Genomic DNA, 23989 nt, shown 5'->3' with positions numbered 1-23989 from the left:
GAAATTATCAGCGCGAGAAGCTGCCGCTCGGCATCGGCGCCGGGAAGGCGCCCTGCGTTTGCTGCTGGGTGGTCTGGGTCGGCTGCGCCTGCTGGACCGGCTGATCGGGCGGCGGCGCGGTGGTGCGCTTGCGCACGATCTTCTGCCTGGGCGGCGGAGCGGCCGCGGGCGGCGCGGCCTCGGGCTGGGCCTCGCCATCGACTTCGCCGGCGGGCGCCTCAGCCGGCGCGACGGCCGCGCTGGCCGGCTGCCTGGTCTTTTTCGCCTTGGCCCCCTTCGCCGGCTTCGGCTCGGGCTGAGGCTCCACAGGCAAGGCCGCGACGGCGGGTCCGTTCGGATCGGGCAGTTGCTGCGCGCCCTTGTACATATCCTTGGGCACACCCTGCTCGAGTCCCGGCACGCCTTCCGGGAACACCGGCTTACGGTCGCCCGGCAGCTTCTTCTTGGTATCGAGGAAGTCGAGCATGTCGCTCGGATCGAAGCTGGAGCAACCGCCCAGCACGCCCGTGAAGGCGATCAGGACGGCGGCTGCGATCAAGCGTGGCGTGCGGCGCATATCGGTATCTCGTCTCAGCTCTCGGCTCAGCTCTTCGCTACGGGCGGCAGCAGGGCCTGCAGCGCCTCGGCCCGTGAGCGCAGGCCGGGCGGCGTTTCGCCATCCTCGGCAATCGCGTCGAGCCATTTGCGGGCCGCGGTCATGTCGTTGTTGCGCCAGGCCGACAGCGCCAGCATCTCGCGGGCGGTATGACGGAAGGTTGATTTGGGCGCGGTGGAGGCGTCCAGCCGCTGCTGCATGTCGGCATAGCCGGCGCTGTCGAGCAGGAGGCCTGCGGCGCGGATCTTTGCCAGATCCTGCCACTCGCCGCCTGTGCTGCGGTCGGCGGCGATGTCGTCATACAGCTTGGCGCCTGCCTTGGGATCGCGGGCTGCCGCCTCGGCCGCAGCACGCAGCCGCGCCAGGGTGCGATAGCCTGATGGAGCCTTGGCAGCGAGCTCGGTGAAGGCCGCCTGGGCCTCCGCATGCTTGTCCTGATCGGACAGCTCGGCGGCCTTCTCGAAGGCGGCGCCGGCCTCGGCAGCCTTCCTGGCCTCCACATACTGGTAAGCGCGCCAGCCACCCACGGCGGCGACGATCAGCACCATCAGGGCGATGAAGACAATCGAATATTTGTCCCACAGCTTCTTGAGCTGTTCGCGACGTACTTCCTCATCAACTTCGTCAAATAATTCAGACACTTATGCTAATCCCATGCCCGTCCGGGTGCGCGCGCCAAAGCGTTCGCGTCAGGAATCCCGTCCCCACGTGGCGGCGGGGTACCCTAACGATATGGCGGTGGCAAGGCAAAGCGAGCCCGATCAAGGCGTTAACCACCCGGGACAGCCCGGAGAGACCGCCTCCCCGGGTCAGGTCCCCAACAGCTCCCGTAGCTGCCGCTTCAGCACTTTGCCATTGGCATTGCGCGGCAGCGGCTCCGCGGTGATCACCATCGTTTCCGGGACCTTGTAGTCGGACAGCCGCTCCGCGCACCAGGCGCGCAAGGCCTCGCTGTCCACCGGTGCGCGCGCCACGACCACAGCGTGAACGCGTTCGCCCAGCACCGGGCACGCCTTGGCGACGATCGCACTCTCGACCACGGCGGGATGGCCGGCCAGCACGGATTCGACCTCGGCCGAATAGATCTTCAGGCCACCGCGATTGATCATGTCCTTCTGCCGGTCGAACACCCGGACAAATCCCTCCGCGTCGACCGAGCCGAGATCGCCGGAATGCCAGAACCCGCTGGTGAAGCTTTCGGCCGTGGCTTTCGGATTGTTCCAGTAGCCCTTGATCACGGAGGCACTCTGGATCCAGAGCTCACCGATTTCGCCAGGCGGCAGCTCACGCCCGTCCGCCCCCATTGCCAGGATGCGCGCACCCGGACACGGCAGGCCGACGCTGTCGATGTGGGTCGCCGTCAACTTGCCGGGCGTGATCGTGGACGGCGATGTGGTCTCGGTCGCGCCGTAGCAATTCGCAAGCTCGAGGCCGGGAATGATCGCCTTGAGCTTCTCGATGGTAGCGACCGGCATCGGTGCGCCGCCAAAGCCTCCGATGCGCCAGCTCGACAGATCGTAGCTCTCGAAATCGGGCTGGAGCAGGCAGAGATTGTACATCGCCGGCACCATCACCGTGTAGGTGACGCGCTCGCGCGCGGCGAGCTTGAGATATTCGCCGGCTTTGAACTCTGGCATGATGATCAGCGCGCCGCCGCAGCAGATCATCGTCGTGATATTGGCGACGACACCCGTGACGTGGCCGAGCGGCACCGCCGCGATCGAGCGATCGGCCGCCGTCAATCGCAGGCAGGACACGAAGATCATCGAGGAATGGACGATGTTGCAATGGGCCAGCATCGCGCCTTTCGGCTTGCCGGTCGTCCCCGAGGTGTAGAGGATCATCGCGGTGTCCTCCTCGCTCGTCTCGACCGGCGCCGCGGCCGGTGCGTTGTCGACGAGCACCGCGAAACGTGACAAAGCCGGATCGTCGTCCACGGCGATGCGGTGGACCATTTCGGGCACGTCCAGCGCATCTGGCAGCCGTTCTGCGAGTGCCGCCTCGTGGATCAATGTCTTTGCGCCGCAATCGCTGAGGACATAGGCGATTTCCGGTTTCTGCTGGCGCGTGCTGAGCAGCACCGTGACGAGCCCCTCATGCGCGGCAGCAAACAGAAGCAGCGGAAATTCGAGGCGGTTGCCGAGCAGGATCGCGACACGATCGCCGCGCTGCAATCCGAGCTTGCGAAATCCCGCCGCGATCCGCGCAGCCTGCTCCGCGGCCTCCCGCCAGCTGAGTCGGATATTGCCCGAGATCAGCGCTTCGCCATCGGGATTGCGGGCGCAGGCGTCCGCAATCATCGCCCACAGGCTCGATGGCCGATCGCAAAATGCCGGTACCACCCGATCGCCGAAGCGCGCCTCGAATCGCAGCGGCGGGATCTGAGAATGCGACCAGTCCATCGGGATGCCCTCGGCTTGTTGCTCTTGTTACCTTCCGCGCATGGGCATGCCGGTGCTGTCTTGTGCTGATCGGCTAGCCGCCGATCACGGGAACACCGATCACGACCGGATGGAACGCAAACGCCAGCGCCAGATATGCGACGATTCCAACCACGATCGCGATCAGATCGTTGGTGACGCCGCCCACCGGAATCGGCGGACCGCCGCCATCGGTGCGACGCTTCAGCGTGATGCGGTCATACACCGCCCAGCCCAGGAAAGAGCCGAACAGGATGATGGAGCCGAGATCGCCATTGGCCAGAAGATGCGCCGCCGCCCACAGCTTGATGCCGGCCAGCATCGGATGCTTCAGCGTCGCATAGATGCGGCCGCGCAGATAGGACGCAACCACCAGGATGACCGCCGGCAACATCAGCGCGAGCGTGATGTGCTTCAGCGCCTTCGGCGGATACCAGACGTCGATCCAGCCCGTCGCACGATAATGCGCGAAGCCCCAGATGATCAACGCGAGCCCCGCGAGCGAGGCGAGCGAGTAGAGGATTTTGTAGGTCCCCTCGCCCAGTCTCGCGATGGCCTGCGCGCGCGCCTCGCGTTTCGTCGTGAACACATGCGCCGCAAAAAACAGCGCAAGCCCCAGGATCATGACCAGCAGACCCACGAGATTCTCCCCTCAACCAGCGCCCCAGCCCATGGCGTATCATCGATTGGCCGCGGGTCGCAACTGATGGGCTACTTGCCGATCTCGCGATTGTCGACATACCGGATCGCGATCGGCCGCCCGGCCAGGGCACCGCCAAGACCGCCGGTGAATTTCAGCGGCAGGCAGGCGTTCAACGATGAATTGATCGCCTTGAGATAGGTGGTTCTCGTCTCGGCGGGCACGCCCGCGGTCGCAAAGGTCAGGCGCGGCGGGCCGATCAGGCCGCCCGATTTGTTGAAGCTGAAACGCACGGCGATCTGCATGCCCGCGCGCGCATTGTCCGATGGCGGCGACCAGCAGCTGCGCAGCTCGGCGAAGAGATCGCCGATCGTGTCGAGATCGTGATCCGGCTTTTGGTATTTGGCGCGATCGGCCTCCGTCGGCACGCTTTGGATCGTGAGCTGGAGGTTCTGGCCGTAGGGATAGTCGATCTCGGGAATACAGGGACCAGGCTCGAGCGGGCTGCAATAGGACGGCGTGCAGGGCCTGCCATCGAGGACGCTGCACGGCTCGTGCGAAAACGGAATTGGGTTGATTTGTCGCGGCCGCGCGTCCGCGGCGATCGTCGAGATCGCCAGCAGGAGGAAAACAAGGATGCCGCGCCACATGACCAGAACGTGGCATCGCCGGAGAAGCCGTCAAGCCCGCAAGCGTTCACATGCTCGCGCGTACACGCGGTGTCGTCGTCCGGCTTGACCGGACGACCCAGTATTCCAGAGGCGTTTGTGATTGAGCCGAGAGGCTGCGGCGTGCTGGATGCCCCGCTTTCGCGGAGCATGACAGCGGGGGGAGTGGCTGCAGAGCGGGCGAAGCCCCACCCTACCCCTTCTTCTTGACGTCCTTGACGTTGGTGAACTCGATGCCCTCGGCCCGTTCCCTGGTGTAGCCGAGATAGAACTCGTTCCGCGCCAGATAGACGGGATCCCCGTCGACATCATCGGCGATGCTGGAGGTGTTGGCCGCGATGAAGGTATCGAGCTTCTTGCGGTCCTCACAGGAGACCCAGCGCGCGAGCTGAAACTCGCTGACCTCGAATTCGACCGGCAGCGAATATTCCGCATCCAGCCGCGCCTTGAGCACGTCGAGCTGGAGTGCGCCGACGACGCCGACCAATGCGGGCGCGCCGTCGCGCGGGCGGAACACCTGCACAACGCCCTCTTCCGACATCTGCTGAAGTGCTTCCTTCAGCTTCTTCGCTTTCATCGCATCGGTCAGACGCACGCGGCGGACGATTTCCGGTGCAAAGCTCGGCACGCCGACGAAGTTGAAATCCTCACCGTCGGTCAACGTATCGCCGATCCGCAGCGTGCCGTGATTGGGAATGCCGACGACGTCGCCGGCATAGGCTTCGTCCGCAACCGAACGGTCCTGCGCGAAGAAGAATTGCGGGCTGGACAGCGGCATGCTCTTGCCGGTGCGCACCAGCTTCGCCTTCATGCCGCGGCTCAGCTTGCCGGAGCACAGCCGCGCAAAGGCGATGCGGTCGCGGTGGTTCGGATCCATGTTGGCCTGGATCTTGAACACGAAGGCGCTCATGCGGGGGTCGGTGGCTTCGACCTTGCGCTGATCGCTCTCCTGCGCGCGCGGCTCGGGCGCGAACTTGCCGAGCCCTTGCAGCAAGTCGCCGACGCCGAAATTGCGAAGCGCGCTGCCGAAATAAACCGGCGTCAGATGGCCCTCGCGAAATGCTTCGAGCTCGAACGGTTTTGAAGCCGCGGTGACGAGCTCGAGCTCGTCCTTGACCGCGGACACGTCGAGATTGGCGTTGAGCTTGGTGAGCTCGGCGATCTCGATCTGCTGCGCCGCGCCGGTCTTGGCGCCGCCGCCTTCGAGCAGGCGCACGCCGCCATTGACGACGTCGTAGGTCCCGAGGAAATCGCGGCCGCGGCCGACAGGCCAGGTCATTGGCGTGGTATCGAGCGCCAGCGTCTTCTCGATCTCGTCGAGGAGCTCGAACACGTCGCGGCTCTCGCGGTCCATCTTGTTGATGAAGGTGATGATCGGGATGTCGCGAAGACGGCACACCTCGAACAGCTTTCGGGTGCGCGCCTCGATGCCCTTGGCGGCGTCGATCACCATGACGGCGGAATCGACCGCCGTGAGCGTGCGATAGGTGTCTTCCGAAAAGTCCTCGTGGCCCGGCGTGTCCAGCAGGTTGAACACGAGCCCCTCGAACTCGAAGGTCATGACCGAGGTCACGACAGAGATGCCGCGCTCGCGCTCGATCTTCATCCAGTCCGAACGCGTATTGCGCCGCTCGCCCTTGGCCTTGACCTGGCCGGCCAGATTGATGGCGCCGCCGAACAGCAGCAGCTTTTCGGTCAGCGTGGTCTTGCCGGCGTCCGGATGCGAGATGATCGCAAAGGTACGCCGCCGCGACACTTCAGCGGCAAGCGAGGAACGGGCCGTCGATTCGGCTGTGGTGGCGATGTCGGACATTGCGGCAGCGTTTGGCAGGGAAAATGAGCCTGATCAAGCCTCATCTGGTGATTGCGGAGCCTTCCGGCCAGCCCCATATCCGGCCTGGGATCAGGTTGGGAGGGACGGCCTTCCCTTCCCATCACCACGCCAGTCGCGGGGACGACCCTGCCTTGAATGGAGGGTCGTCATGGCCTGGAGCATCCTGTTCGTCGCCGGTCTGCTGGAGATCTCCTGGGCGATCGGCCTCAAATATACCGAGGGGTTCAGCAAGCTCGTTCCGTCGGTCCTCACGCTCGGCGCCATGGCCGGCAGCATCATCCTGCTCGGGCTCGCCCTCAAATCGCTCCCGATTGGAACCGCTTATGCAGTCTGGACCGGAATCGGCGCAGTCGGTACCGCGACGCTCGGCATCATCCTGTTCGGCGAGCCGGCCACCGCGTTTCGCCTCGCCAGCATCGGACTGATCGTCGCCGGGATTGTCGGACTGAAGCTGGTTACCTGACGAAGATCTTGACCGCCCACCAGCTCAGCGCGGCGACGATGGCCGAGGCCGGCATCGTGATCACCCAGGCATAGACGATCGAGCTGGCGACGTTCCAGCGCACCGCCGAGAGGCGGCGAGCAGCGCCGACACCGACGATGGCGCCGGTAATGGTGTGGGTGGTCGAGACGGGAACACCGAGGAAGGTCGCCATGAACAGGGTCGCGGCACCGCCGGTCTCGGCGCAAAATCCCTGCATCGGGGTCAGCTTTGTGATGCGCAGGCCCATGGTCCGAACGATGCGCCAGCCGCCCATCAGCGTTCCCATCGCCATCGCGGCCTGGCAGGAGAGCACCACCCAGAAGGGGACGAAGAATTCGCCGCCGAGCTGGCCCTGCGAATAGAGCAGCACGGCGATGATGCCCATGGTCTTCTGCGCGTCGTTGCCGCCATGGCCGAGCGAATAGAGCGAAGCGGAGGCGAATTGCAGGATGCGGAAGGCGCGATCCACGGCAAAGGGCGTGGAGCGCACCGAGGCCCAGGAGACGATCGCAACCAGCACCATCGCGAGCAGGAAGCCGACCAGCGGAGACAACACGATGGCGATCACCGTCTTGGACAATCCGCTCCAGACCGCCGCCGAAAGCCCGGCCTTGGCTACGCCTGCACCAAACAAGCCACCGATCAATGCATGAGACGAGGACGATGGGATGCCGAGTGCCCATGTCACGAGGTTCCAGACGATGGCGCCGACGAGCGCGGCGAAGATCACCTGAGCATCTACGATCGCGGGATCGATGATGCCGGTGCCGATGGTCTGGGCGACGTGGAGCCCGAACACCAAGAAGGCGACGAAATTGAAGAACGCGGCCCAGAACACCGCGTATTGCGGCCGCAACACGCGGGTCGAGACGATGGTCGCGATCGAATTGGCGGCGTCGTGCAGGCCGTTCAGGAAGTCGAACAGCAGCGCGACGGCGATCAATCCGACCAGGACGGGAAGACCCAACGCAACATCCACGGCGTGGCCCTGCCCTATACTTGCTCGATGACGATGCTGTTGATCTCGTTGGCGACGTCGTCGAAGCGGTCGGCGACTTTCTCGAGGTGGTCGTAGATCTCTGCGCCGACGATGAAATCCATCGCGTTGCCGTCGCGATGCTTGAGGAACAGTTCCTTCAGCCCGATATCATGGAGGTCGTCGACGCGGCCTTCCAGCTTGCCCAGCTCTTCCGTGATCGCGGTCAGCATCGCCACGTTCTGACCGATCTTCTGCATCAGCGGCAGCGCACGGCCGACCAGATTGGCGCATTCGATCAGGAGCCCGCCGATCTCCCGCATCGGCGGCTCGAAGCTGCGGACTTCGAACAGCATCACGGCCTTGGCGGTCTGCTGCATCTGGTCGATGGCGTCGTCCATCGAGGTGATCAGGTTCTTGATGTCACCACGGTCGAACGGGGTGATGAAGGTGCGGCGCACCGCCGTCAGCACCTCACGGGTGATGTTGTCGGCATCGTTCTCGAACTGGTTGACGCGCTGGCAATAGACCGGCGTCTCCTCGCCCCCGTTGAGCATGCTCTGGAGCGCGATCGAGCCCTGGATCACGGTCTGGGCGTGGCGGTCGAACAGGTCGAAGAACCGTTCTTCCTTGGGCAGGAAAGCGCGAAACAATCGCATCATGGGGGAGAGACTACCGGTTGGATGATGGCCTGGCCCAAGCGGGCCGTCATGAAACTGTCATAGACCATTTTCGATCCACGCGCGTGCCACCTCACGCCCGTGGAGCCGGATCATCCACCGCTTTCGCACGTCAACACATCTTCCAATATATCAATGACTTACAGCGACCGCCGGAAGTAATGCGCGATTTCGCCGATGACGCCGCGGCGGAAGGTGAGCACGCAGATCACGAAGATCGAGCCCTGAATCACGGTCACCCATTGGCCGAACCCCGCCAGATATTGCTGCATGGCGATGATCACGAAGGCGCCGACCACGGGACCGAACACGGTTCCGAGTCCGCCGACAAGCGTCATCAGCACGACTTCGCCCGACATCGACCAGTGCACGTCGGTGAGCGAGGCATTCTGCGCCACGAAGACTTTCAGCGCACCGGCAAAGCCGGCCAGCGTGCCCGACAGGACGAAAGCCAGGAACTTGTACTGATCGGTCCGGTAACCGAGCGAGATCGCGCGCGGCTCGTTTTCGCGGATCGCCTTCAGGACTTCGCCGAACGGCGAGTTGATGATGCGGAAGATCAGCAGGAAGCCGGCGAGGAAGCCGACCAGAACCACGTAGTAGAGCACGGTCGGCTTGGTCAGATCGAACAGGCCAAACATGCGTCCCTGCGGGATGCCCTGGATGCCGTCTTCGCCATGGGTGAACGGCGCCTGGAGGTAGATGAAGTACAATAGCTGCGACAGCGCCAGCGTGATCATCGAGAAATAGATGCCCTGGCGGCGGATCGAGATATAGCCCGTGATGAGCGAGAGCACGAACGCACCGGCGACGCCGACGAGGATGCCGAGCTCCGGCGGCAGCGCCCAGACCTTCAGCGCATGCGCGCTGCAATAGCCGGCCGTCCCCAGGAACATCGCATGGCCGAAGGACAGCAAGCCGCCATAGCCGATCAGCAGGTTGAAGGCGCAGGCGAGCAGCGCGAAGCAGAGCGCCTGCATCACGAAGAACGGGTAGACTCCGGTGAATGGCACCGAAGCCAGCAGCAGCGCCATCACCACGAACACGATCATCTCGTCGCGGATCGAGCGCGGGGTTACCGGCAGCGTGTCGTCCGTCAAGGCTGTCATATCAGGCCGCCCTTCCCGTCAATCCCGTTGGCTTCACCAAGAGCACCAGCACCATGAGCACGAACACGACGGTGTTAGAGGCCTCGGGGTAGAAATATTTGGTCAGGCCCTCGATCACACCGAGCGCGAAGCCGGTGATGATGGAGCCCATGATCGAGCCCATGCCGCCGATCACCACCACCGCGAACACCACGATGATGAGGTCGGCGCCCATCAGCGGCCGCACCTGGTTGATCGGCGCCGACAGCACGCCGGCGAGCGCGGCAAGGCCGACACCGAGGCCGTAGGTCAGCGTGATCATGCGCGGCACGTTGACGCCGAAGGCGCGCACCAGCGTCGGGTTTTCGGTGGCGGCGCGCAAATAGGCGCCGAGCCGGGTCTTCTCGATCAAGAACCAGGTCGCGATGCAGACCACCAGCGAGAAGATGACGACCCAGCCGCGATAGACCGGCAGGAACATGAAGCCGAGATTCATGCCGCCCTTGAGCTGATCCGGAATGGCGTAAGGCAGGCCGGAGGAGCCGAAGTAGTTCTGGAACACGCCCTGCACGATCAGCGCAATGCCGAAGGTCAGGAGCAGACCGTAGAGATGATCGAGCCCGGTCAGCCATTGCAGCATGGTCCGTTCCAGGATCATGCCGAAGATGCCGACAATGATCGGCGCAAGCAGCAACGCCCACCAATAGTTGATGCCGCCGAGGTTCAGCAGGAAATAGGCGACGAACGCGCCCATCATGTAGAGCGCGCCGTGGGCGAAATTGATGATGTTGAGCATGCCGAAGATCACGGCAAGCCCGAGACTGAGCAGCGCGTAGAACGAGCCGTTGATCAGTCCCACCAGTAGCTGAGCGTAAAGAGCCTGCATCGATCCCGCACCCGGTCCCTTCGGCGTTCCCTGAAAGTCGCCCGCAGGCCTGATGGCCTGCGGGCGGTTATCTTACTTCTTCAAGAGAGCGCACTTGCTCTCGGACAGCGGCGTGAAGGCCTGGTCGCCCGGCACCGTGCCGACCAGCTTGTAGAAGTCCCACGGTCCCTTGGACTCGGAGGGCTTCTTCACCTCGAACAGATAGGCATTGTGGATAGTGCGGCCGTTGGGCTGGATCTCGCCCTTGCCGAACAGATCGTCTTCCGTCGGCATCGACTTCATCTTCTCGACGACCTTGGCGCCGTCATGCGGGTTGCCGCCGAGCGCTTCCAGGGCCTTGAAATAGTGACGCACGCCGGCATAGACCCCGGCCTGCACCATGGTCGGCGGCGCGTTGTTCTTCATCTTCTCGGCGAAGCGTTTAGAGAACGCACGGGTCTGGTCGTTCATGTCCCAGTAGAAGGTCTCGGTGAAGTTGAGGCCCTGTGCGGTCTCGAGGCCGATCGCCTTCACGTCGGTGAGGAACAGCAGCAGCGCCGCGAGCTTCTGGCCGCCCTTGACGATGCCGAATTCAGCCGCCTGCTTGATCGTGTTGGTGGTGTCGCCGCCGGCATTGGCAAGGCCGATGATCTTGGCCTTGGAGGCCTGCGCCTGGAGCAGGAAGGACGAGAAGTCCGGCGTGTTCAGCGGGTGCTTGACGCCGCCGACCACCTTGCCGCCATTTGCGGTAACGACAGCGGTGGTGTCGCGCTCCAGCGCCGCGCCGAAGGCGTAGTCCGCGGTCAGGAAGAACCAGGTGTCGCCGCCGGCCTTCACCAGCGCCTGGCCGGTGGTGTGGGCCAGCATGTAGGTGTCGTAGGTCCAGTGCACCGTGTTGGGCGAGCACTGCGCGTTGGTCAAATCCGAGGTCGCCGCGCCCGAGTTGATATAGACGCCGTTCTTTTCCTTGATGACATTGTTGACCGCAAGCGCCACGCCGGAATTCGGCACGTCGACGATGAGGTCGACCTTGTCGACGTCGAACCACTGCCGCGCGATCGCGGTGCCGATGTCGGGCTTGTTCTGGTGATCACCCGAGATGATATCTATCTTCCAGCCCTTCGCGACCAGGCCGGAATCTTCAATGGCCAGCTGCGCGGCGAGCGTCGAGCCGGGTCCGCCGAGGTCGGCATAGAGCCCGGACTGATCGGACAGCGCGCCGATCTTGACGGTCTTGTCCTGCGCGAAGGCTGCACCGGTGGCAGTCACGGCCAGCGCCGTGCCGAGCAGAAACGACGCAATCGACTTTGTGATCATGCTACTTCCCTGTGAATCTTATTGTTCTAGACGCCGAGATAGGTGTGGAGCTTGTCCATGTTGGCGGCAAGCTCCGCATTGGCAAATCCGTCGATGATCTTGCCGTGCTCGACCACGTAATAGCGGTCGGCGACGGTGGATGCGAAACGGAAGTTCTGCTCGACCAGGAGGATCGTAAAACCCTCCTTCTTGAGCCGCGCAATGGTGTGGCCGATCTGCTGGATGATGACGGGCGCGAGACCCTCGGTCGGCTCGTCCAGCATCAGGAAGTTCGCGCCGGTGCGCAGGATGCGCGCGATCGCGAGCATCTGCTGCTCGCCGCCGGAGAGTTTGGTTCCCTGGCTGTTGAGCCGTTCCTTCAGGTTCGGAAACAGATCGAATATCTGCTCGAGCGGCAATCCGCCGGGGCGCACCACCGGTGGCAACAGCAGGTTCTCCCGGACATCGAGACTGGCGAAAATTCCCCGCTCTTCCGGGCAGAATGCGATTCCCATCCGCGCGATCTTGTCCGAGCTCGTGCGGATGATGTCCTGGTTGTTGAACTTCACCGAGCCGGTGCGCTTGCCGATGATGCCCATGATCGACTTCAGCGTGGTGGTCTTGCCGGCGCCGTTGCGCCCGAGCAGGGTGACGACCTCACCCGCGTTCACGTCGAAGTTGATCCCGTGCAGGATGTGGGACTCGCCGTACCAGGCTTCGAGGTTGCGGACCTGGAGGAGGTTGCCGCCGCTCGCGGCCTTTGCGGGAGCTTCCGCCGATGCAGTCTCAGCCATGACCGGCTCCGAGATAGGCTTCCTTGACGCGTTCGTCCTTGGTGAGCTCGCTGTAATGGCCCTGCGCCAGCACCTGCCCGCGCGTCAACACGGTGATGATGTCGGAGAGATTGGCCACGACGCTCAGATTATGCTCGACCATCAGGATGGTATATTTCGCGGAGATGCGCTTGATCAGCGCCGCGATCTTGTCGATGTCCTCGTGGCCCATGCCGGCCATCGGCTCGTCCAGCAGCATCATCTCTGGGTCGAGCGCGAGCGTGGTTGCGATCTCCAGTGCGCGCTTGCGCCCGTAGGGCATCTCGACCGCGGGCGTATTGGAAAACTCGCTGAGGCCGACATCGTTCAACAGCTCGCGCGCGCGATCGTTGAATTGGTTGAGCACGGATTTGGAGCGCCAGAAATCGAACGAGCTACCGTGCTGGCGCTGAAGCGCGACGCGGACGTTTTCCAGCGCGGTGAGATGGGGAAATACCGCCGAGATCTGGAACGAGCGAACCAGCCCCAGGCGGGCCACGTCGGCGGGCGCCATCGCGGTGATGTCCTGTCCCTTGTACAGGATTTTTCCGGCAGACGGTTTGAGGAACTTGGTCAAAAGATTGAAGCACGTCGTCTTGCCGGCGCCGTTCGGGCCGATCAACGCGTGAATGCTCCCACGGCGAACCTTGAGCGCAACGTCGCGGACGGCGAAGAAGCCCGCGAACTCCTTGGTCAAGCCTTCCGTTTCGAGAATGAACTCATCGGCCAAACAGTTTTCCCCCTGCCCGCACAACGCGCGTGGCTATCCTTGTTGCTTCGGCTTTCCGGAGGCCTTGGAGCCACTCCTTGGAGCCCATCCGGAACGCCGCCTCCGGGCGCGGAATATGCCGGAGGTGACGGGGGTTAGGCAAGGCGGAAAGCTGAGCAGGTCAGGCCTCCGGCCGGGAGACTTATGCTCCCTTAGTCGGACGTGTTTTGATGTCGCGCCTGCCCGGCCTCCCGGTTCGCAAAGCGCCGGTCATCAAGCCGTCGTTAACGGTCTTTCGTTCCCTGCGCCAGCCTTCATAGAAAATTTTCCCGCAGCGAGGATCATGCGCGGGTTTCATGCGTCCGGAATTTCTATTCGCCGGGAATATTGTCTTGGATTTTGCAAGCGCGGCTCCTTCCGTGGTCAAGTCGATCAGGCAGCGTGATCTCCTGAACACGTGGCTGCGGCTCTATGCGCGCCAGCAGACGGCCCCGGCGATCTGGGAGTACCAGCCTGCGCGGCTCGAGGAAGAGCTCTCCGATCTGATCTATTATACGGTGGATGCGTCGACGCCGACGCCGCGTCTGACCATCCAGAGCGAAGGTACGAGAATCTCTCGCGCCTATGGGCACACCGGCAAGGGCGTTCTGCTCGACGAGTATATCGGGCCGCGTCTCGTGCCTTTGGTGATGCCGGTCTATCATGAATGCGTGGCGCGCGGGCTGCCTGTCTACAGCGTTGCCGACGTCGATGACATCTACGGCCGTATCGTCGCCTATGAGCGCCTGCTGCTGCCTTTCCAGACCGACGGCAAGGTCTGTCACATCATCGCATCGCTCAAGACGTTCTGCGAGGACGGCGGCTTCGAGATCAAGAATCTGATGCGCGGAAATGACGCGCTGCCGCGCCCGAGATTGCGCGCGGTGATCGACCGCGACCTGTTCCATCGCCCCCCCGGCCGCATCGCGCCCGCCGAGCCGATCGAGTTCGCGGACCAGCAGGGCTCCGGTGTTCCCACCGAGATCATCGAGCTGAACTAGCGCTCAGCGCGATTTGACGGCGGCTTCCTTGGTCGTGACTTCCTTGGCATAGATCTCCGGCTTGAAGCCGACCAGCAGCTTGCCGCCAACTTCAAGCACCGGCCGCTTGATCATCGATGGTTGCGCTAGCATCAACGCCAGCGCCTTTTTCTCGGAGAGGCCTTCCTTGTCGGCATCGGGCAGCTTCTTGAAGGTCGTCCCGGCGCGGTTGAGCAGCGTCTCCCAACCGACCTTGTCGCTCCACTGCTTGAGCTTGTCCTTCTCCACGCCCGCCGTCTTGTAGTCGTGAAACGCGTAGGCGACGCCATGGGTGTCGAGCCAGGCGCGCGCCTTCTTCATGGTGTCGCAGTTCTTGATGCCGTAGATGATGTTGGGCAAGACAGTCCTCGCGCGTGCGTCATATCGTGATGCTTCGGCGTTGTACGCAACTCCGGTTCGCGCGACAATATTGCGAACGACGCCAGCTCTCCGAACGGACACTCCATGCACGTCACCCACGATCCAGCCGCGACCGCGTCGCCGACCATCGACTTCAACGCCTTCCTCGCGGTCGATATCCGTGTCGGCACCATCATCGATGCAAAGCCGTTCCCGGAAGCGCGCAAGCCGGCCTGGCGGCTGTGGATCGACTTCGGTCCCTCGATCGGCGTCCGCAAGAGCTCGGCCCAGATCACCGAAAATCATCCGCTTGAAACGCTGGTGGGCCAACAGGTAGCTGCGGTCGTGAATTTCCCGCCGCGCCAGATCGGCCCTGTTGTCTCGGAGGTGCTGACCCTCGGTTTCCCCGATGCCGAAGGCAAGGTCGTGCTGGTGCAGCCGAGCAAGCCGGTGCCAAACGGCGGACGGCTGTTCTAGCCTCAAGCCGCTTCGAGCCTCACGGCCGCTTCGGAATGTTCAGCCCGCGCTCGACCGCCGGACGCGCAAGCCCGCGTTCGAGCCAGGCAGCGACGGATTGGAACTGGCTGAACTCGACGAGATCGCCTGCGCCGTAGAAACCGATGAGGTTGCGCACCCAGCCGAGCATGGAGATGTCGGCGATGGTGTAATCGTCGTCCATGAACCATTGCCGGCCGGCAAGATGCATCTCCATCACCCCGAGCAGCCGCTTGGCCTCGCCCACGTAGCGCTCGAGCGGCCGCTTGTCCTCGAAATCCTTGCCGGCGAATTTGTGGAAAAAGCCGACCTGGCCGAACATCGGCCCGATGCCGCCCATCTGGAAATGCAGCCACTGGATGGTCTGGTAACGGCGCGCGGCATCCTGCGGCAGCAGCTTGCCGGTCTTCTCCGCGAGGTATTGCAGGATCGCCCCGGATTCGAACAGCGGCAGCGGCCTGCCGCCGGGACCATCGGGATCGAGGATCGCCGGGATCTTGCCGTTCGGATTGAGCGAGAGGAATTCCGGCGTCTTCTGGTCGTCCTTGCCGAAATCGACGAGATGGACTTCGTAGGGAAGCCCGATCTCTTCCAGCATGATCGAGACCTTGACGCCGTTCGGCGTCGGCAGCGAATAGAGCTGGAGCAGCTCCGGGTGCTTGGCCGGCCAGCGCTTGGTGATGGGAAAGGCGGACAGATCGGACATCAGGACCCCGGCTTCGTTCACGAGATGCCGCCTAGTCTAGGCGAGCGAACGACGCAAGGTCGAGTGGTCAGATCATTTTCCCGCGCAGGTCACAACGGCCGCAGCAAATGGTTGGTGGCGTGCATCACATCGCGCTGTGCGCGTTGCTCGATGAAGAGCTGGCCGGTGACGAGCAGTGCTCCGGTGAAGACGAGCGCAAGCATCGCGGTCGCGAATTGACTGGCATCCCTCATCGGACGAGCTTCTCCCTGGTCGGTTCGCAGGGGAACGCGGGCCGGCCGTCGTCAGTTCCTGCAAGCTTCAAATAAATTGCAGCTTTTTCCCGAACCGCCACACAGACGGCCTCAATAATTGATCTCCATCCGCAAGCCCCGCGGATCGGCCTCCTCCCCTCCGACACATTGCGTGCTGTCGCGCGCTGCGACGGCGCAGGCACAGGCATCGATGAGATCGTCACGGCCGATGCCGGTGCCATGTCGCTGAATCAGCCATTTTGGCAAGCGCGCGAAGCCGCGCTGCTCCAGGAGCGCGATACGCTGCTCGCGGCCCTCCGCCGATGTCTTCTTTGCAAGCCGGACCTGCTCAGCCAGATTCCAGAAAATCAATTCCGGATGCGCTTCGCCGAAGGTCGCCTGCCGCGTCGGCGTCATGATCTCGTCGACCTCCCTGATCTTGTCCCTGATGTTCCAGAGCTGCGCCGACACGCCCCTGCCCTTGCCCTCGCGCTCCCAGTAGTGGCGATTGGCTGCCGGCATATCGGCGAATGTCCAGAGGTCACGGCGCGCGCCGAGAAACACGGCGGGACCGACCAGCTCGCGCGCGCGCAAATCGCAGATGCGATAGCCGCTCGGCTTCAAGCCGACCGGCATGTCGATCATCGCGCGCGCATGCGGCAGCGCGAGCAGCCGCGCGAGACCCGGCGAATAATCGAAGCCGTGATCGCCGCGCTCGTTGATCCAGGCGGCGACCCAGCCGAAGCGGAATCCATCGAGGCCGAGATAGTTTGGCAAGCTCCTGATCCCTGACGGGCATCCGCCCGCTCCTCTATCCCAGTTCCTCGCCCCGATGCCGCTCGAACAGGCGCTGCGCCAGCAACGCATGGCCGAGCGTGCCGCCGGCGCGAACCGGCGCCGCGATCAGCGCGGCTTCCGCGATTTCTTCGCGCGTTGCACCGGCCTTCGCCGCTTGCGCCGTGTGCACGTCGAGGCAATAGGCGCACTGCGTGGTGAGCGCGACAGCGAGCGAGATCAGCTCGCGATATTTTGGCGGAATCAATCCGTCCGTCCGCTCGACCGCGTGGTTGAACGCAAGAAACGCGTTGGCCTCTACCGGCGCCAGCGCCACGAAGGCCGGGATGGATTTCAGATCGTCAGGGCTTTGATAACAGGTCATGGCTCATCTCGTCAGATATTCGCGCATCAGCGCGCGGGCGCGATGCAGGCGGGCCTTCACGGTCTGCCGGGTCGCGCCGAGTGCGACGGCAATCTCGTCGATGGTCATTTCCTTGACATCGCGCATCAGCGCGACATCGCGGTAGTGCGACGGCAGCGCCTCGAAGGCCGCTGCGACGTCGAGCCGCAAATCGGCTTCAGGACGCGACAGCAACAGCGCCTCCGCCTCTGCGTCTTCGATCGCCGGCGCGAGGCCTGCCTTACGGGCGAGCCGCAGGCATTCGCGGCGGACAACACTGAACAACCAGGCCGAAAACGCCAGCCATGAGCGGATCGTGCCGACATGGCGAAACAGGATCCACAGCACCTCCTGCGTCGCATCCTCGGCATCCGCCGAACTGCGACAGGCGGCCCGGGCGTAGCGGCGGATGTTCGGCTGCGCCGTCTCGAGCAGAGACGCGATCGCCTGGGGATCGCCGAGGCGCGCGGCCTCGAACAGGTCCGGCGAGATCACAGTGGCGCTCACGACACGCCTCCCCTTCCGATGCCGGCCATCGCGCACATCGGACAATAGCCGACGAGGCCGGTCAGCGCGAAGCCGCCGCCGCCGAGCGCCACCAGCCACGCCGCGGCGCCGGTCAGATAGACGAATGCCGCGGCGGCCACCGCGACGCCCAAGGCGATCCGCACGGCCTGGTGCAGGCCGCCGATGTTCTTCCTGTAAAATGCCATCACATCCTCCGACATAAGCCGAAGCAAAATGCCTCGGCCGTCAAGAGAGGGCGCGACGATCAGAAAGGATTCGCGGCGACGTGCAATTTTCTTCGCGATCAGCCTCCGACGGCCTGATAGGCCAGACGCTTGAATTCGAAGAAGAATGGATTCCAGAAGCCCATGTAGCGCTGCGCCATCAGCACACCGGCGGTATTGGCCTGCGGGCAGATCCACCAATGGGTGCCGGCAAGGCCGCCCCACTGGAATTCGCCGGTCGAGTTGGGAGGATCGAACGGCATCGGCGCGAAGGTGACGGCGCCGCCGAGGCCAAAGCCCTTGCCGGGGATCGGGCCGAGATTGGCGAAGCGGATGTTCTCGCCGGCGGGCAGCTGGTTCGTCATCATCTGCCGCAGCGTCTCCGGCTTCAGTAGCGCATCCGAGCCGGGGAGCAGCGCCCGTATCAAAGCGAGCATGTCGGGCAAGGTCGAGACCAGTCCGCCGCCGCCCGACAGCCGCGGGAATTGCCGCCGATAGGCCTGCGGATAAGGCAGGTCGTCGGCCCGGGTGAGGCCTGGCTTCATGGGATCGAGCACATCCGTGCCGTTGTAGAGCGCGACCAGCCTGCCCTGCTGCGCGTCCGGCACGTGGAAGCCGGTGTCGGCCATGCCAAGCGGATCGAAGATGCGCGCCTTGAGGACGGCGTCGAGCGGCTTGCCGGAGACGACCTCCACGACACGCCCGAGCACGTCGGTCGCCACCGAGTATTCCCAGGACGCGCCCGGATGAAAGGACAGCGGCAGATCGGCGAGCTGGTCGATCATGGCGGCCAGCGGCGTCAACGGATTGAGAACGCGCGCCTCGTTATAGCCTTTGAACACCACCGTACCGGGATCGAAGATGCCGTAGCTGAGGCCGGAGGTGTGGGTCAGAAGCTGCCGGATCGTGATCGGGCTCTTCGCCGGCTCGACGTCGGCAAGGCTCAAAGCACCCGGCTTCAGAACCTTGCGATTGCCGAGTTGCGGCAGGAATTTCGCGACAACGTCATCGAGCCCGATCCGGCCGTCCTCGACCAGCAGCATGATCGCGCAGGTGACGAAGATCTTGGTATTGGAGAACGCGCGAAAAATGTGATCGGGCCGCAGCGCGGTGCTGGCCTCGCGATCGGCGAAACCGATGCACTGCTGATCGACGACCTCGCGGCCCCGCAGCACCGCCCAGGACGCACCCGGAATGATCTCCTGATCGACGTAACGCTGCATTGCTGTCCGCGCGGCGGAAAAATCAGGTGTTCTGGCGTCCATGTGTTTCCCTAATGATGGCCGGGATCGATATAGCGTGAATTCGCCAGATGAGAAGCCTGTCCGGACGGCGCAGCTCATTCCTGCTTCATGAACGCAGTCACGTGCAGGCTGCGCCGAATCCACATCCCCTGCCGCTGATACAGCGCGATGGCCGATGAGTTGCTCGAGAACACGTGCAGGAACGGAATTTCGCCGCGCGCCTCGATCTGGCGCGCGACCGCCGCCAGCAGCGCCTGCGCGTAGCCCCGCCCGCGATGGTCGGGGTGGACGCAGACAGCCGTCATCTCGACGAAATTGCCGGGCCTCATTCGCTCGCCGGCCATCGCGACCAATTCGCCGCCGGCGCGCATGCCGAGAAACGTTCCGAGCTCGTGCGTGCGCCGGGCGAATGGACCGGGCTTCGTCAACTCCGTCAATGCCATCATGGCGGGAACGTCGGCCGCACCCAGCTGGACGATCTCGGCATCGCGAAGCGGACTGTCGGCCGGAGCACCGATCATCTGCTCGCAGGGACCGGCCAGCACGACTTTGAAACCTGCGGGAACATCGACGGCCTCCGGTGTGAACAGTGCGGCGACCTGTGAGCCCGACAGGAGATCACGGAGCGCGGCAAAGCTCGCCTCGGACATGTCGACCATGTCGGCAAAGGGCGTCACGTCCACCGGATAGCGCAACGCTCGCGGGCCACCTTCGGCCAGATGTTTGTGGCTGGTCGTCAGCGCGCTCCAGATCGGGCGATCCAGCAGCGTCACGTCACCGTTGGACACCGGCCTAGTCCTTTTCGAAGCTGACGATGACGGCGGCATTGGCGATGAGGATGGGGTCGTTGCCCTGTTCCGGGGCTGAGGGAATTTCCAGCCCGCCCTTCACCGCGTTGACGGTGACCGTGCCGTAAGGCAGCTCCTTCGCGACCGCGTCCTTGTCGACGGCTTCGGGATTCGGCACCGCAATCGTGACGTCTACGAACATGTCGTTCGCAGTCTTGTCGATCATCCGGAAGAAGCCGAGGCTCGAATGCCTGATGGCATCGTAGACGGCACGCTTCGCCGCCTTGGTGGCGTCCCTGCCATGGACGTCGACACCCATGCCCATCTCGGTGATACAGCGAACGCGAGCCATGTCTTTGTCCTGTGATTGATTAGATTGGGTTGATGCAAGTTGTTATCGCATTTTGGTTGATCGTCATACTCCGTCATTGCGAGGAGCGAAGCGAGGAAGCAATCCAGACTGCCCCTGCGGAAGCACTCTGGATTGCTTCGCTACGCTCGCAATGACGGTGTGGCTTGAGTGATGAGCACATCACGCCTTCGACTTCTCCCGCCCCCGCAGCTCCTCCACGAGCACCCGCACATTCTCCGAATAATCGATCGGAATCACCACCAGATGCACGCCGCCCTCCTTGAAGGCGGCATCCAGCGTCGGGCCAAAACTGTCGATGCTCTCGATGCGATGTCCCTTCGCCCCATAGGCCTTCGCGTACAGGACGAAATCGGGATTGCCAAAGGTCATGCCGAAATCGGCGAAGTGATCGACGGCCTGTTTCCAGCGGATCATGCCGTAGGCGTTGTCCTCGAGCACCAGGACGACCAGATTGAGCTTGAGGCGGACGGCGGTCTCCATCTCCTGGCTGTTCATCATGAAGCCGCCGTCGCCGGCGACCGCGAGCACGCGGCGCTCCGGATACAGCATCGCGGCCATCATCGCCGACGGCAGGCCGGCGCCCATCGTCGCCAGCGCATTGTCGAGCAGCAGCGTGTTGGCGACGCGGGTCCGGTAGTTGCGCGCGAACCAGATCTTGTACATGCCGTTGTCGAGCGCGACGATGCCGTTCTCCGGAATGACCTGCCGGATATCGTGCACGATGCGTTGCGGCGTCGGCGGCCAGCGCGCTTCGGTGGCGCGGTCGGCGATCTGCGCGAGAATCTTTTCGCGCAGTGGCAGCAGCGCGGCGGCTAGCGGCAGCTTGCCTTCGAGCCGGTCGGCGAGCAGCTCCAGGCTCGGGCCGACGTCACCGACGACTTCCGCATCGGGGAAGTAGACCAGCTCGACGCTGGCCGGCGTGTAGCTGACGTGAATCACCTTCGGGCCCGACGGCCCCATGATGAAGGGCGGCTTCTCGATCGGGTCGTGGCCGATCGCGACGATCAGATCGGCGGCGTCGATCGCGTCATGAACGTAGTCGCGCTCGGACAGCGCGGCGGTGCCCATGTAGAGATTGGTGCCGCCGGGCACCGTGCCCTTCCCCATCTGCGTGGTGAAGAAGGGAATGCCGGTCCGCCGCACGAAGCTGGCGATGCCGTGGGTCGCGCGCGGCCGGCTGGTCGCGGCGCCCATCATCACCAGCGGGTGCTTCGCGGCCAAAATCATCTCGGCGGCGCGGTCGAGCGCGGCGCGATGGGCGACCGGGATCTCGATCGGATGAACCGGGATTATCGGGACATCAGGCACTTCATCGCCTGCGATGTCCTCAGGCAGTTCGAGATGCACCGGCCCCGGTCGCTCCTCCATCGCCACGCGAAACGCCTCGCGGACCACGGTCGGGATGCTGGAGGCGCTGATGATCTGCCGTGACAGTTTCGTCAGCGGCTTCATGGTGGCGACCACATCGACGATCTGGAAACGCGCCTGCCGGCTGCTCATGATCGGCTTCTGGCCGGTGATCAAAATCATCGGCATCGCGCCAAGATGCGCATACGCCGCGCCCGTCGACAGATTGAGAGCGCCCGGGCCGAGCGTCGAAAGACATACTCCGGGCTTGCCGGTCAGCCGTCCGTGCGTCGCGGCCATGAAGGCGGCGGCCTGCTCGTGACGGGTCAGGATCAGTTCGATTTTGGAGGTGCGGAGCGATTCCACCAGATCGAGATTCTCCTCGCCGGGCACGCCGAAGATGCGGTCGACACCTTCGTTCTCCAACGCGGCGACAAACAGGTCGGATCCTTTTGCTTTGCGTTCCTGCCCACTCATGTCGCCTCCCGGTCACAATGTCGGCTCCCGTGTTCCACGGCAGCCGGTGCATGGTAACGGTCCGCGGCGCGGGCACAACTCACAAAGAGGCGCGCAGCTGCATCATCCCCGTGGCGACAAGCTCGTCCCTTCGTGTCCTTGCAAGCCCCATGCGCTGTGCTATCGCTCAGGCGATGACTCCCAAAACTTTCGAAACCCGCTGCCTGCGCCTGCCCGCCGTCACCAAGGTGGTGCAGTGGGAGGGCACCTCCGTGTTCAAGGTCGGCGGCAAGATGTTCGCACTCGGCGGCGGCTTTGCCGCGCGCTCCGGCGGCTACATGTTCAAGGTCTCGAACATGGCCTATGCCATGCTGATCGAGCACGGCCTCGCGCGGCCGGCGCCGTATCTAGCGCGCGCCAGATGGGTGCAGCTCGTCGGCAACAACGCACTGCCGGACGCCGAGCTCACGGGCTATCTGGCGCAGGCGCACGCGCTGATCGCGGCGAAACTCACGCGGAAGTCCCGCAAGGCGCTGGGCCTCGACTGAAGCGCAGCCGCAGCTGAAGCGAAAGCCTTGCACAGATTGACTCCGATGATATGCCTGACTAAAGTCAGACATCATGCTCGACCCTGTTTCCCGCGTCCGCCGCTTCAACCGCGCCGTCACGTCCGCTGTCGGCGCGCTCGACACGTCGTTCCTGGGACGCGGACGGCCATTGGGGGCGGCGCGCGTGCTCAACTCGATCGGGCATGGACGTTCGGACGTGGCCGAGATCCGCGACTATCTGGCACTCGATTCCGGCCTGATGAGCCGTCTGCTCCGCAGCCTCGAGGATGAAGGGCTGGTCGAGACCAACGCGCATGACGACGATGCCCGCCGCCGCGTGGTATCGTTGACGCGTGCGGGCCGGCGCGAGTTCGCCGCCTATGAGGCGCTGTCGAACACGCAGGCCGAGGGCTTCCTCGCACAACATTCGCAACGCGAGGCGCTGCTGGCGGCGATGGATTTGATTGCTTCCGCATTGACGCGCGAGCGCGTCGCGCTGGAGGAGATGGATCCGCGCAGCGAACAGGCCCGTTATTGTCTCGGCGAATATTATGGCGAGCTCGGCCGCCGCTTCAAGCAGGGGTTCGACGTCTCCCTGTCGCGCGATCCTGACGCCAAGGACATGCGCCGCCCGCGCGGCACCTTCATCGTGGCGATGTCGGACACGCTGCCGGCCGGCTGCGTCGGGCTGAAGGGCACGGATCACGGCTATGCCGAGATCAAGCGGCTGTGGGTCGCACCGGCGGCGCGCGGATTGCGGCTCGGCCGGCGCCTGATGGACGCGACCGAGGATGCCGCGCGCGGGCTCGGCATCAAGCTGCTGCGGCTCGACACCAACAGCGCGCTGGCGGAGGCCGGCCAGCTCTACCGGCGAAGCGGCTGGAGCGAGATACCCCGCTTCAATGACGATCCCTACCCGGACCTGTTCTTCGAAAAACGTCTGTGAGCGCGGGCGCCGATCGCCCTGTTGCCGCGTTATGGCCGAAGCCGCAGGAGCAACTCCATGACCAGGTCCGATCTCGCCGACATCTACCGCAACTACATCGCCTGCCTGAACCGGCAGGATTGGCCCGCGCTCGGACAGGTCGTCCACGATGACGTCGTCCACAATGCGCGACCGTTCGGACTGTCCGGCTATCGAGCCATGCTGGAGCAGGATTTTCGCTCAATTCCGGATCTGCATTTCAACATCGAGCTGCTGGTCTGCGATCCGCCCCACATCGCGTCCCGGCTGACGTTCGATTGCACGCCGGCTGGAAAGTTTCTGGGGCTCGATGTGAACGGTAAGCGCGTGTCATTCTGCGAAAACGTGTTCTATCAATTTCGCGACGGAAAAATACGGCAGGTGTGGTCCATCGTCGACAAGCCCGCGATCGAGGCGCAGCTCTAGCGCTACGCCTCGATGA

30 protein-coding genes are annotated in these 23989 nt (G+C 63.9%); 6 read left to right on the top strand and 24 right to left on the bottom strand.

Translation table 11 applies throughout. The annotated features are described in order from the left end of the window. Positions 1–7: 7 nt before the first annotated feature. From ABIB66_RS13170 to ABIB66_RS13145, 6 genes are all read right to left on the bottom strand, one after another. A complete protein-coding gene (locus tag ABIB66_RS13170) occupies positions 8–556 on the bottom strand; it encodes a hypothetical protein (protein WP_354203996.1) in 549 nt (182 codons plus the stop codon). A gap of 26 nt (positions 557–582) precedes the next feature. After that, positions 583–1236, bottom strand: a complete 654-nt coding sequence (locus ABIB66_RS13165) for a tetratricopeptide repeat protein (RefSeq protein ID WP_354254927.1) — start codon at positions 1234–1236, stop codon at positions 583–585. 168 nt (positions 1237–1404) lie between these two features. Then, positions 1405–2997, bottom strand: coding sequence for a class I adenylate-forming enzyme family protein (locus tag ABIB66_RS13160; protein WP_354203998.1), 1593 nt, complete (start codon positions 2995–2997; stop codon positions 1405–1407). A gap of 73 nt (positions 2998–3070) precedes the next feature. Beyond that, positions 3071–3655 carry an NnrU family protein gene (locus tag ABIB66_RS13155; RefSeq protein WP_354055187.1) on the bottom strand — a complete coding sequence of 195 codons (585 nt, stop codon included), beginning with the start codon at positions 3653–3655 and terminating at the stop codon, positions 3071–3073. A 71-nt stretch (positions 3656–3726) separates the two neighbouring features. Beyond that, positions 3727–4305 carry a UCP034077 family protein gene (locus ABIB66_RS13150; RefSeq protein WP_354204001.1) on the bottom strand — a complete coding sequence of 193 codons (579 nt, stop codon included), beginning with the start codon at positions 4303–4305 and terminating at the stop codon, positions 3727–3729. A 211-nt stretch (positions 4306–4516) separates the two neighbouring features. Continuing rightward, complete coding sequence (locus tag ABIB66_RS13145) at positions 4517–6136, bottom strand: peptide chain release factor 3 (protein WP_354204003.1); 1620 nt, start codon at positions 6134–6136, stop codon at positions 4517–4519. A gap of 169 nt (positions 6137–6305) precedes the next feature. On the opposite strand from ABIB66_RS13145, the gene sugE reads away from it, so the two are divergent. Beyond that, positions 6306–6620: a quaternary ammonium compound efflux SMR transporter SugE gene (gene sugE / locus ABIB66_RS13140; RefSeq protein ID WP_247408372.1), complete on the top strand. Its 315-nt coding sequence runs from the start codon at positions 6306–6308 to the stop codon at positions 6618–6620. Here the strand turns inward: sugE and ABIB66_RS13135 are convergent. From ABIB66_RS13135 to ABIB66_RS13105, 7 genes are all read right to left on the bottom strand, one after another. Beyond that, complete coding sequence (locus ABIB66_RS13135; protein ID WP_354204005.1) at positions 6613–7620, bottom strand: inorganic phosphate transporter; 1008 nt, start codon at positions 7618–7620, stop codon at positions 6613–6615. The two genes, sugE and ABIB66_RS13135, sit on opposite strands and share 8 nt — an antisense overlap. Before the next feature lie 14 nt (positions 7621–7634). Beyond that, positions 7635–8279 carry a DUF47 domain-containing protein gene (locus ABIB66_RS13130; RefSeq protein ID WP_007609240.1) on the bottom strand — a complete coding sequence of 215 codons (645 nt, stop codon included), beginning with the start codon at positions 8277–8279 and terminating at the stop codon, positions 7635–7637. 158 nt (positions 8280–8437) lie between these two features. Continuing rightward, entirely contained in the window at positions 8438–9406 is a 969-nt protein-coding gene (locus ABIB66_RS13125) for a branched-chain amino acid ABC transporter permease (RefSeq protein ID WP_354204008.1), read from the bottom strand. A gap of 1 nt (position 9407) precedes the next feature. After that, positions 9408–10271, bottom strand: coding sequence for a branched-chain amino acid ABC transporter permease (locus ABIB66_RS13120; RefSeq protein WP_275167246.1), 864 nt, complete (start codon positions 10269–10271; stop codon positions 9408–9410). Positions 10272–10343: 72 nt separating this feature from the next. Beyond that, positions 10344–11567, bottom strand: a complete 1224-nt coding sequence (locus tag ABIB66_RS13115) for an ABC transporter substrate-binding protein (RefSeq protein ID WP_275167247.1) — start codon at positions 11565–11567, stop codon at positions 10344–10346. 26 nt (positions 11568–11593) lie between these two features. Continuing rightward, entirely contained in the window at positions 11594–12340 is a 747-nt protein-coding gene (locus ABIB66_RS13110) for an ABC transporter ATP-binding protein (protein WP_354055201.1), read from the bottom strand. Continuing rightward, complete coding sequence (locus ABIB66_RS13105; protein WP_018459153.1) at positions 12333–13088, bottom strand: ABC transporter ATP-binding protein; 756 nt, start codon at positions 13086–13088, stop codon at positions 12333–12335. Before ABIB66_RS13105 ends, ABIB66_RS13110 begins: the two co-directional genes overlap by 8 nt. 335 nt (positions 13089–13423) lie before the next feature. Between ABIB66_RS13105 and ABIB66_RS13100 the strand changes: the two genes are divergently transcribed. Continuing rightward, complete coding sequence (locus ABIB66_RS13100; protein WP_354204011.1) at positions 13424–14107, top strand: PAS domain-containing protein; 684 nt, start codon at positions 13424–13426, stop codon at positions 14105–14107. Positions 14108–14110: 3 nt separating this feature from the next. Here the strand turns inward: ABIB66_RS13100 and ABIB66_RS13095 are convergent, their stop codons facing one another. After that, positions 14111–14485 (bottom strand): ArsC family reductase, encoded by a 375-nt coding sequence (locus ABIB66_RS13095; RefSeq protein ID WP_354204013.1) that lies wholly within the window; start codon positions 14483–14485, stop codon positions 14111–14113. A 105-nt stretch (positions 14486–14590) separates the two neighbouring features. Here ABIB66_RS13095 and ABIB66_RS13090 point away from each other — a divergent pair, with 105 nt between their 5' ends. Further along, positions 14591–14962 carry a tRNA-binding protein gene (locus tag ABIB66_RS13090; protein ID WP_354204015.1) on the top strand — a complete coding sequence of 124 codons (372 nt, stop codon included), beginning with the start codon at positions 14591–14593 and terminating at the stop codon, positions 14960–14962. A 19-nt stretch (positions 14963–14981) separates the two neighbouring features. On the opposite strand, the gene ABIB66_RS13085 is transcribed toward ABIB66_RS13090, so the two are convergent. The 10 genes from ABIB66_RS13085 to ABIB66_RS13040 form a co-directional block, all read right to left on the bottom strand. Further along, the gene (locus tag ABIB66_RS13085) at positions 14982–15686 is read right to left on the bottom strand and encodes a glutathione S-transferase family protein (RefSeq protein ID WP_275167795.1); all 705 of its coding nucleotides are present in this window, start codon (positions 15684–15686) and stop codon (positions 14982–14984) included. Between the two features lie 89 nt (positions 15687–15775). Continuing rightward, positions 15776–15919: a hypothetical protein gene (locus ABIB66_RS13080; RefSeq protein WP_007609210.1), complete on the bottom strand. Its 144-nt coding sequence runs from the start codon at positions 15917–15919 to the stop codon at positions 15776–15778. Between the two features lie 111 nt (positions 15920–16030). Further along, positions 16031–16696, bottom strand: coding sequence for a DUF429 domain-containing protein (locus ABIB66_RS13075; protein ID WP_354204017.1), 666 nt, complete (start codon positions 16694–16696; stop codon positions 16031–16033). A gap of 34 nt (positions 16697–16730) precedes the next feature. Continuing rightward, positions 16731–17078, bottom strand: coding sequence for a carboxymuconolactone decarboxylase family protein (locus ABIB66_RS13070; protein ID WP_354204019.1), 348 nt, complete (start codon positions 17076–17078; stop codon positions 16731–16733). Positions 17079–17081: 3 nt separating this feature from the next. Continuing rightward, positions 17082–17603: an RNA polymerase sigma factor gene (locus ABIB66_RS13065; protein ID WP_354254926.1), complete on the bottom strand. Its 522-nt coding sequence runs from the start codon at positions 17601–17603 to the stop codon at positions 17082–17084. Beyond that, positions 17600–17809, bottom strand: coding sequence for a YgaP family membrane protein (locus ABIB66_RS13060; protein WP_354204023.1), 210 nt, complete (start codon positions 17807–17809; stop codon positions 17600–17602). The genes ABIB66_RS13065 and ABIB66_RS13060 overlap by 4 nt, the downstream gene beginning before the upstream one ends. Before the next feature lie 98 nt (positions 17810–17907). Next, positions 17908–19092 (bottom strand): serine hydrolase domain-containing protein, encoded by a 1185-nt coding sequence (locus ABIB66_RS13055; protein ID WP_354204025.1) that lies wholly within the window; start codon positions 19090–19092, stop codon positions 17908–17910. Between the two features lie 74 nt (positions 19093–19166). After that, positions 19167–19859, bottom strand: coding sequence for a GNAT family N-acetyltransferase (locus tag ABIB66_RS13050; protein WP_354254925.1), 693 nt, complete (start codon positions 19857–19859; stop codon positions 19167–19169). A 4-nt stretch (positions 19860–19863) separates the two neighbouring features. Further along, positions 19864–20211: a Lin0512 family protein gene (locus ABIB66_RS13045; RefSeq protein ID WP_354254924.1), complete on the bottom strand. Its 348-nt coding sequence runs from the start codon at positions 20209–20211 to the stop codon at positions 19864–19866. A 180-nt stretch (positions 20212–20391) separates the two neighbouring features. Next, positions 20392–22056, bottom strand: coding sequence for an acetolactate synthase large subunit (locus ABIB66_RS13040; protein WP_354204029.1), 1665 nt, complete (start codon positions 22054–22056; stop codon positions 20392–20394). A 173-nt stretch (positions 22057–22229) separates the two neighbouring features. On the opposite strand from ABIB66_RS13040, the gene ABIB66_RS13035 reads away from it, so the two are divergent. The 3 genes from ABIB66_RS13035 to ABIB66_RS13025 all read left to right on the top strand — a co-directional run bounded on the left by ABIB66_RS13035 (position 22230) and on the right by ABIB66_RS13025 (position 23973). Continuing rightward, a complete protein-coding gene (locus ABIB66_RS13035) occupies positions 22230–22583 on the top strand; it encodes an MmcQ/YjbR family DNA-binding protein (protein WP_354204031.1) in 354 nt (117 codons plus the stop codon). Between the two features lie 73 nt (positions 22584–22656). After that, complete coding sequence (locus ABIB66_RS13030) at positions 22657–23529, top strand: bifunctional helix-turn-helix transcriptional regulator/GNAT family N-acetyltransferase (protein ID WP_354204033.1); 873 nt, start codon at positions 22657–22659, stop codon at positions 23527–23529. A gap of 57 nt (positions 23530–23586) precedes the next feature. Further along, the gene (locus ABIB66_RS13025) at positions 23587–23973 is read left to right on the top strand and encodes an ester cyclase (RefSeq protein ID WP_354204035.1); all 387 of its coding nucleotides are present in this window, start codon (positions 23587–23589) and stop codon (positions 23971–23973) included. Positions 23974–23989 lie beyond the last annotated feature (16 nt).

Source organism: Bradyrhizobium sp. F1.13.3 (genome assembly GCF_040548265.1).
Classification (GTDB): Bacteria; Pseudomonadota; Alphaproteobacteria; order Rhizobiales; family Xanthobacteraceae; genus Bradyrhizobium.
This window is presented reverse-complemented; position numbering and strand designations above follow the sequence as displayed.

Excerpts from the sequence above, each read along its gene's own strand:
- ABIB66_RS13070 (WP_354204019.1), bottom strand. The coding sequence starts at position 17,078 with ATGACCTGTTATCAAAGCCCTGACGATCTGAAATCCATCCCGGCCTTC.
- ABIB66_RS13030 (WP_354204033.1), top strand. The coding sequence starts at position 22,657 with ATGCTCGACCCTGTTTCCCGCGTCCGCCGCTTCAACCGCGCCGTCACG.
- sugE (WP_247408372.1), top strand. The coding sequence starts at position 6,306 with ATGGCCTGGAGCATCCTGTTCGTCGCCGGTCTGCTGGAGATCTCCTGG.
- ABIB66_RS13115 (WP_275167247.1), bottom strand. The coding sequence starts at position 11,567 with ATGATCACAAAGTCGATTGCGTCGTTTCTGCTCGGCACGGCGCTGGCC.
- ABIB66_RS13035 (WP_354204031.1), top strand. The coding sequence starts at position 22,230 with ATGACTCCCAAAACTTTCGAAACCCGCTGCCTGCGCCTGCCCGCCGTC.
- ABIB66_RS13080 (WP_007609210.1), bottom strand. The coding sequence starts at position 15,919 with ATGAGGGATGCCAGTCAATTCGCGACCGCGATGCTTGCGCTCGTCTTC.
- ABIB66_RS13120 (WP_275167246.1), bottom strand. The coding sequence starts at position 10,271 with ATGCAGGCTCTTTACGCTCAGCTACTGGTGGGACTGATCAACGGCTCG.
- ABIB66_RS13090 (WP_354204015.1), top strand. The coding sequence starts at position 14,591 with ATGCACGTCACCCACGATCCAGCCGCGACCGCGTCGCCGACCATCGAC.
- ABIB66_RS13110 (WP_354055201.1), bottom strand. The coding sequence starts at position 12,340 with ATGGCTGAGACTGCATCGGCGGAAGCTCCCGCAAAGGCCGCGAGCGGC.
- ABIB66_RS13170 (WP_354203996.1), bottom strand. The coding sequence starts at position 556 with ATGCGCCGCACGCCACGCTTGATCGCAGCCGCCGTCCTGATCGCCTTC.
- ABIB66_RS13060 (WP_354204023.1), bottom strand. The coding sequence starts at position 17,809 with ATGGCATTTTACAGGAAGAACATCGGCGGCCTGCACCAGGCCGTGCGG.
- ABIB66_RS13150 (WP_354204001.1), bottom strand. The coding sequence starts at position 4,305 with ATGTGGCGCGGCATCCTTGTTTTCCTCCTGCTGGCGATCTCGACGATC.
- ABIB66_RS13025 (WP_354204035.1), top strand. The coding sequence starts at position 23,587 with ATGACCAGGTCCGATCTCGCCGACATCTACCGCAACTACATCGCCTGC.
- ABIB66_RS13125 (WP_354204008.1), bottom strand. The coding sequence starts at position 9,406 with ATGACAGCCTTGACGGACGACACGCTGCCGGTAACCCCGCGCTCGATC.
- ABIB66_RS13160 (WP_354203998.1), bottom strand. The coding sequence starts at position 2,997 with ATGGACTGGTCGCATTCTCAGATCCCGCCGCTGCGATTCGAGGCGCGC.
- ABIB66_RS13045 (WP_354254924.1), bottom strand. The coding sequence starts at position 20,211 with ATGGCTCGCGTTCGCTGTATCACCGAGATGGGCATGGGTGTCGACGTC.
- ABIB66_RS13130 (WP_007609240.1), bottom strand. The coding sequence starts at position 8,279 with ATGATGCGATTGTTTCGCGCTTTCCTGCCCAAGGAAGAACGGTTCTTC.
- ABIB66_RS13085 (WP_275167795.1), bottom strand. The coding sequence starts at position 15,686 with ATGTCCGATCTGTCCGCCTTTCCCATCACCAAGCGCTGGCCGGCCAAG.
- ABIB66_RS13040 (WP_354204029.1), bottom strand. The coding sequence starts at position 22,056 with ATGAGTGGGCAGGAACGCAAAGCAAAAGGATCCGACCTGTTTGTCGCC.
- ABIB66_RS13145 (WP_354204003.1), bottom strand. The coding sequence starts at position 6,136 with ATGTCCGACATCGCCACCACAGCCGAATCGACGGCCCGTTCCTCGCTT.
- ABIB66_RS13100 (WP_354204011.1), top strand. The coding sequence starts at position 13,424 with ATGCGTCCGGAATTTCTATTCGCCGGGAATATTGTCTTGGATTTTGCA.
- ABIB66_RS13055 (WP_354204025.1), bottom strand. The coding sequence starts at position 19,092 with ATGGACGCCAGAACACCTGATTTTTCCGCCGCGCGGACAGCAATGCAG.